Annotated in this window: 6 protein-coding genes; 4 read left to right on the top strand and 2 right to left on the bottom strand. The window is 67.2% G+C overall.

What is annotated here, in order from left to right:
• Positions 1–1,508 (bottom strand): rhamnogalacturonan lyase (locus AC6H42_RS17210; RefSeq protein WP_497548567.1); only part of this gene is annotated, 1,508 nt, incomplete at its 3' end.
• A gap of 259 nt (positions 1,509–1,767) precedes the next feature.
• Between AC6H42_RS17210 and AC6H42_RS17205 the strand changes: the two genes are divergently transcribed.
• Genes AC6H42_RS17205 through AC6H42_RS17190 form a run of 4 tightly spaced genes read left to right on the top strand, consistent with a single transcriptional unit; the run spans position 1,768 to position 5,560 of the window.
• Entirely contained in the window at positions 1,768–2,394 is a 627-nt protein-coding gene (locus AC6H42_RS17205) for a LemA family protein (RefSeq protein WP_200953926.1), read from the top strand.
• A gap of 1 nt (position 2,395) precedes the next feature.
• Positions 2,396–3,334, top strand: coding sequence for a TPM domain-containing protein (locus AC6H42_RS17200; protein ID WP_497548566.1), 939 nt, complete (start codon positions 2,396–2,398; stop codon positions 3,332–3,334).
• A 2-nt stretch (positions 3,335–3,336) separates the two neighbouring features.
• Positions 3,337–3,834 carry a TPM domain-containing protein gene (locus tag AC6H42_RS17195; protein ID WP_497548565.1) on the top strand — a complete coding sequence of 166 codons (498 nt, stop codon included), beginning with the start codon at positions 3,337–3,339 and terminating at the stop codon, positions 3,832–3,834.
• A gap of 46 nt (positions 3,835–3,880) precedes the next feature.
• The gene (locus AC6H42_RS17190) at positions 3,881–5,560 is read left to right on the top strand and encodes a Na/Pi cotransporter family protein (protein ID WP_057153833.1); all 1,680 of its coding nucleotides are present in this window, start codon (positions 3,881–3,883) and stop codon (positions 5,558–5,560) included.
• A 16-nt stretch (positions 5,561–5,576) separates the two neighbouring features.
• Here AC6H42_RS17190 and AC6H42_RS17185 read toward each other — a convergent pair.
• A partial coding sequence (locus AC6H42_RS17185) for an ABC transporter substrate-binding protein (RefSeq protein WP_497548564.1) occupies positions 5,577–6,103 on the bottom strand: 527 nt, incomplete at its 5' end.

The following is a 6,103-nucleotide window of genomic DNA, read 5'->3' as shown; positions in this document are numbered from 1 at the left end:
GCGTCCACGATCTTGCTGCCGGTGCGGGTGACCGGGTCGAACTTGTCGATCGAGGTGCTGCCCATCGGTTCGCGCAGCAGGTCGCCGTCCCACCAGGCCGCGAAGTTCATGTAAGCGGTGGGCGCGGTGGCGTTGATCAGCGCGCCGGTGGCGGTGCGGAAGCCGCCCCGGCTGGCCCAGCATTCCTCGCCTTCGTAGTTCGGATCAACGTCGAAGCACACGCCGCGCCCCACGTCCGCGTTGGAGCCGCTGGCGCCCCAGATCAGCGCGCCGGTGGCCGCGTCGTGCATGCCGGAGCCGGTCACGCCGTAGACCGACGGGGTTTCGTGGATCATGTACACCTGCTGGCCCGCGCGGTTCGGGTCGAATTTACCGAAGTGCAGGGCGTCGCCGTGGCCCAGGCCGGTGGCGTACTTGAACTGGCCATAGCTGTCGATGGTGGCCGCGCCGTACACGATGTCGTCCTTGCCGTCGCCGTCGGCGTCGCCGGTGGCGAACCAGTGCGCGCCCTGGCCGCGCGCGGCGGCGCCGGATTCATTGGTGTCGAATACCCAGCGGCTGGTGAGCGCGCCGTCGCGCCAGTCCCACGCGGCGATCACGGCGCGCGTGTAGTAGCCGCGCGAGAAGATGGCGCTGGGGCGGGCGCCGTCCACATTGGCCACGCCACCCAGGAAGCGGTCGACCCGGTTGCCGTAGCTGTCGCCCCAGGAGGACACGGTGCCCCGCGCTGGCAGGTAGTTGGTGGTCTTCATGGCGGCGCCGGTCAGGCCGTTGAACACGGTGAGGAATTCCGGTCCGGTCAGGATGTAGCCCGCGCTGTTGCGGTGGTCCGCAGTGGCCGAGCCGATTACCACGCCCAGGCCGTCCACGGTGCCGTCGGCGGTCTTGGCCATCACCTCGGCCTGGCCGTCGCCGTCGAAGTCGTAGGCCAGGAAGGTGGTGTAGTGGGCGCCGGCGCGGATATTCCTGCCCAGGTCGATGCGCCACATGCGTGTGCCGTCCAGCTTGTAGGCGTCCAGGTAGGTGTTGCCGGTGTAGCCGGACAGCGAATTGTCCTGCGCGTTGGTCGGCTGCCACTTGATGATGATTTCATAGGTGCCGTCGCCATCCAGGTCGGCAGTGGAACCATCGTTGATCTCGTAGGTGTAGGCCTGGCCGGTGGGGGTGACGCCCGCCGGCGGCGTTTGCACCGGGATCGATTTATAGGCGTTGGCCCAGGTTGCGCCAGCGTCGAAGCCTGGCTGTTCCACGCCGCCCACCACCGCGCGCACCGAGTAGCTGCCGGCTATCGTGCCGGCTGTGTCGGTGTAGTTGAGGGCGTCCAGCGGGGCGGCGTTCAGCTTGGTGGCGCCGCGGTATACATTGAAGGTGGTGCCTGCCGGGTCGCCGGCCAACTGGCGCCAGCTGATAAACACGCCGGCGGCGGACTTGATGGCGACCGCGCCGCGATTCAGGTTTTCGATCTGCTTGCCGGGTGAAGTGATGACGGCGCCGGCACTGCCGGCCATGGCCATCAATGCAAGTAGGACGTACGAGGCTGTTGCTTTCCGAAGCATGGTTTTGTCTCCCTTTGGATGGATTGTTTTTGCCCTGCGCTGCCAAAGGTACTGGAAAAAGTTTGCAAAATGTTCATGCGGGGAGGGCGTGGATGCAATCGCTCAACAAGTCGAGCAAAGCCGTTGTATTCGCGTCTGCGGCCCTGTCATGCGCCACCGCGCCCTACATGCGTATAGACTGGTAGCAAACAAGATCAGCCTCGGAGGGCATATGCGCGGGTTCGCAACACGGTTCGGAATGCTGATGCTGCTGGCGGCCACGCTGCTGCTAAGCGGGTGCGGCTACAACACGCTGCAGGCGGGCGACGAGCAGGTCAAGGCCAACTGGTCCGAAGTGGTGAACCAGTACCAGCGCCGGGCCGACCTGGTGCCCAACCTGGTCAATACGGTAAAGGGCTACGCGGCGCATGAGAAGGAAGTGCTGACGCAGGTGGCCGAGGCGCGCTCCAGGGCGGGCGCCATCCAGGTGACGCCGGAGCTGCTGAACGATCCGGCGGCGTTCGCGCGCTTCCAGGAGGCGCAGGGCCAGCTGTCCGGCGCGTTGTCGAAGCTGATCGCGGTGAGCGAAAACTATCCGCAGCTGAAGGCGGATGCCGGTTTCCGCGACCTGCAGGCGCAGCTTGAGGGCACGGAGAACCGCATTGCGGTGGCGCGCAACCGCTACATCAAGTCGGTGCAGGACTATAACGTGACGGTGCGCTCCTTCCCCACCAACCTGGTGGCGATGATGTTCGGCCACGGCGTGAAGCCCAACTTCTCGGTGGAGAACGAAAAGGCCATTTCCACGCCGCCGGCGGTCAATTTCGACACGCCGCCCAAGCCGCAGCCAGGGAAGTGACATGGCTGCCCTCCGGCTCTGGCTACTGGGTTTGCTGCTGGCGTGCGCGCAGTGCCTGCACGGCGCCGGCGCGCAGGAACTGGCCGCCGTTCCTGCGCTGAACAGGCCGGTCACGGATTTGACAGCCACGCTGGACGCCGCGCAAACCGCCCGGCTGGAGGAAAGCCTGCGCGCCTTTGAACAGCGCAAGGGCAGCCAGATCGCGGTGCTGATCGTGAAGAGCACGAAACCCGAGGCCATCGAGCAGTTTGCCATCCGGCTGGCGGAACAATGGAAAATCGGCAGGAAGAAGGTGGATGACGGGGCGATCCTGATTGTCGCCAAGGATGACCGTGCCTTGCGCATCGAGGTGGGCTATGGGCTGGAGGGGGCGCTCAATGACGCCACCAGCAAGCGCATCATCGAGGAAGCCATCACGCCGCGCTTTCGCAACGGCGATTTCCATGGCGGCATCGCCGCCGGTCTGGACAGCATGATGAAGGTGATAGACGGCGAACCGTTGCCGCCGCCGGCCACGGGCGGACAGGCGGGGCGGGCGGGGCAGTCCGGGCAGTTCTTCTCCGGTGGCATAGGGCAGATGCTGCCGGTTGCACTGGTGGCAGCGGTGGTGCTGGGCGGCGTGCTGCGCGCAGTGCTGGGACGTTTCGCGGGGGCGGCGGTCACCGGCGGCGTGATCGGCGTCGGCGCCTTCCTGATGGCGGGCGTGCTGGCCGCAGTGCTGGCGGGCGGCATCGCCTTCCTGTTTACGCTGCTGGGCGGGGGACGCTCGGGGCTGGGCGGCATGTCGCGGGGGCGCGGCCACGGCGGCTGGATCGCCGGCGGGCTGGGCGGCCTGGGCGGCGGGATTGGCGGTGGCGGAGGTGGCGGCTTCGGCGGCGGCGGTGGCTGGGGCGGCGGGGGCGGCGGCTTTGGCGGCGGCGGCGCATCGGGAAGGTGGTAGCCATGGATATCCGGCGTTTCCTGCGGCACCTGTTCACCACCCGTGCGGCTGTCAGGCGGCACTTCCCGCCGGCGTCCTTGCAAGCTATCGAGGCCGCGATCGCCGAGTCCGAGCGCGGCCACCGGGGCGAGATCCGTTTCGTCATTGAGCCGGCGCTGGATCCGGGGCAGCTGATGGAAGGCATGGCGCCGCGCGAGCGCGCGCTGGAGGTGTTCTCCGAGCTGCGAGTGTGGGATACTGAAGAAAACAGCGGCGTGCTGGTTTACGTGCTGTTTGCCGACCACGCCATCGAGATCGTGGCCGACCGGGGCATCCATGCTGCCGCCGGCCAGCCGGCCTGGAAGCGCATCGCGGCGGACATGGAAACCGCCTTCGCCGCCGGCGATTATGGGGCGGGCGCGCTGCGCGGCATTGCCGCAGTGACGGCCGAACTGCGGCGCCATCTGCCGCGCGGCGGCGGCGGGGTGGACGAACTGCCGGACGAGGTGACGCTGCTCTGATTGGCGCAGGACGCGTGGTGGCGGATAGCGGATAGCGGAGGCAAGGATGGGAACGAAAGTCCTGCTGGACCTGCTGGGCGGCGTGGCCTTGCTGCTGTGGGGCTTGCACATGGTGCACAGCGGGATCGTGCGCGCGTTCGGCACCAGGATCAGGCGCATCCTGGGCCTGATACTGCAAAGCCGCTACCGTGCGTTCGCCGCCGGCGTCGGGGTCACCGCCGTGCTGCAAAGCAGCACCGCCACCGCGCTGATGCTCAGCTCATTTGCCGCTTCCGGCCTGGTGGGCCTGGTGCCCGCGCTGGCCGTCATGCTGGGCGCCAACGTGGGCACCACGCTGATCGTCCAGCTGCTGTCATTCGACTCCTCCGCTTTCGCGCCGCTGCTGCTGATAGGCGGCGTGGCCGCGTTCAAACGGGGCAGCCGCACCATCGTCAAGGACCTGGGCCGCGTGGCCATCGGCCTGGGCCTGGTGCTGCTGTCACTGCACCTGCTGCTCGACAGCCTGGCGCCGGCCGAACATGCGCCGGCCGTGCGGACGCTGTTCTCGGCCATCACCGGCGAACCGCTGCTGGCGCTGCTGATCGGCGCCGCGCTCACCTGGGCGGCGCACTCCAGCGTCGCCATCATCCTGTTGACGATGTCGCTGGCCGCCTCGCAGTTCGTGTCGCCGGTGGCCGCGCTGGCCCTGGTGCTGGGCGCCAACCTGGGCAGCGCGCTCAATCCGCTGGTGGAAGGGGCGGCCAGCAGCAATCCTGCCGACCGCCGTCTGCCGGTGGGCAACCTGATCAACCGTGTTGTGGGGTGCGTGCTGTTCCTGCCGCTGCTGGACCCCGCCGTGCGGCTGATCCAGGCCATCGATCCTAACCCGGTGCGGCTGGCGGCCGACTTCCATGCGCTGTTCAACCTGGTCATGGCGCTGCTGTTCATCCTGCCGCTGGGCGCCTTCGCGCGGCTGCTCGAGCGGCTGCTGCCGGATGTGAAGAACGGCAGCGATCTGTCGGTGCCGCTCTACCTCGGCGCCAGCGTGAACGACCCGCCTTCGGTCGCGCTGGCGTGCGCCGCGCGCGAGACGCTGCGCATGGGCGATATCGTCGACACCATGCTGGAGCAGGCCATGACGGCCATCCTGACCAACGACCGCAAGCTGGTGTACGAAGTGAGCCAGAAGGACAACGCGGTGGACCGCCTGCACGAGGCGGTGAAGCTGTACGTAATCAACGTGACGCATGGTTCGCTGGACGAGGCGGACGCGCGGCGCGCCGTGGAGGTACTGAGCCTGGCGATCAACCTGGAACATATCGGCGACATCATCGACAAGAACCTGATGGAACTGGCCAGCAAGAAGATCAAGCGCCAGCTGCAGTTCTCCGCCGAGGGCGCGCGCGAGCTGGAAGAATTCCACCGCGTGGTGCGCGACAATTTGCGGGTGGCGATGGCGATTTTCCTGTCCGGCGACCTGAAATCGGCGCGCCGCCTGCTGAGCGAGAAGTCGCGCATCCGGGAGCTGGAATTCGCCGCCTCCGAGAACCATATCGCGCGCCTGAAAGAGGGGCGGATCGAGAGCATCGAAACCAGCTCGCTGCACATCGACATCCTGCGCGACCTGAAGCGCATTCACTCGCACATCTGCTCGGCCGCGTATGCCGCGCTGGAGACGGCGGGTGAGCTGGACCGGTCGTTCGCGCGCTGGCGCGATACCGAGACCGATATGGCGCGCGGCAAGTAGGCCGGAGCCTGCGCGCCTACAGCTTGCTGGCCGGGACCGGCTTGCCTTTTTGGACCCTGCTCAGGTAGACCTTGTTCAAGCCCTGGTGGTCCTGCGGTCCGAAGGCGATATCGAGGCCGCCCAGGTTGACGTTCATTTTTTCCAGGGCGGCCAGGAAACCGGTGCGTGTCAGGTCGGGGCCGGCCTTCCTCAAGCCTTCCACCAGCGCCACCGCGTCGATGTAGCCTTCGAGCGAGGTGTAGTCGAATTCGCTCGCGCCGGCGGCCTTCATGTCGGCCTGGTACTGCTTGACGATGGGGACGGACTCATCGAACGGCGACGGTACCACCTGGGTGATGTAGACGCCTTCGGCAGCATCGCCGGCCGCCTTGATGAAGTTGGCCGTGCCGACAAAGGACAGGTTGAAGAACTTCGGCTTGTAGCCGGCCGCGTGCGCTTTCTGCACCAGCGCCGCGCAGGCCTTGTAGGTGCCCACCATGAGCACCGCTTCGGGCCTGGCCGCCAGCAGGGCGGCCAGGCCGGCGTCGACGTTCTCGGTGTTGC

The organism is Massilia sp. NBRC 108631 (genome assembly GCF_059704565.1).
The sequence above is the reverse complement of the archived record's forward strand: the minus strand, read 5'-3'. Positions and strand labels throughout refer to the sequence as shown.

Coding starts and splice junctions, on each gene's coding strand:
- AC6H42_RS17190 (WP_057153833.1), top strand. CDS start 3,881: ATGGGAACGAAAGTCCTGCTGGACCTGCTGGGCGGCGTGGCCTTGCTG.
- AC6H42_RS17195 (WP_497548565.1), top strand. CDS start 3,337: ATGGATATCCGGCGTTTCCTGCGGCACCTGTTCACCACCCGTGCGGCT.
- AC6H42_RS17205 (WP_200953926.1), top strand. CDS start 1,768: ATGCGCGGGTTCGCAACACGGTTCGGAATGCTGATGCTGCTGGCGGCC.
- AC6H42_RS17200 (WP_497548566.1), top strand. CDS start 2,396: ATGGCTGCCCTCCGGCTCTGGCTACTGGGTTTGCTGCTGGCGTGCGCG.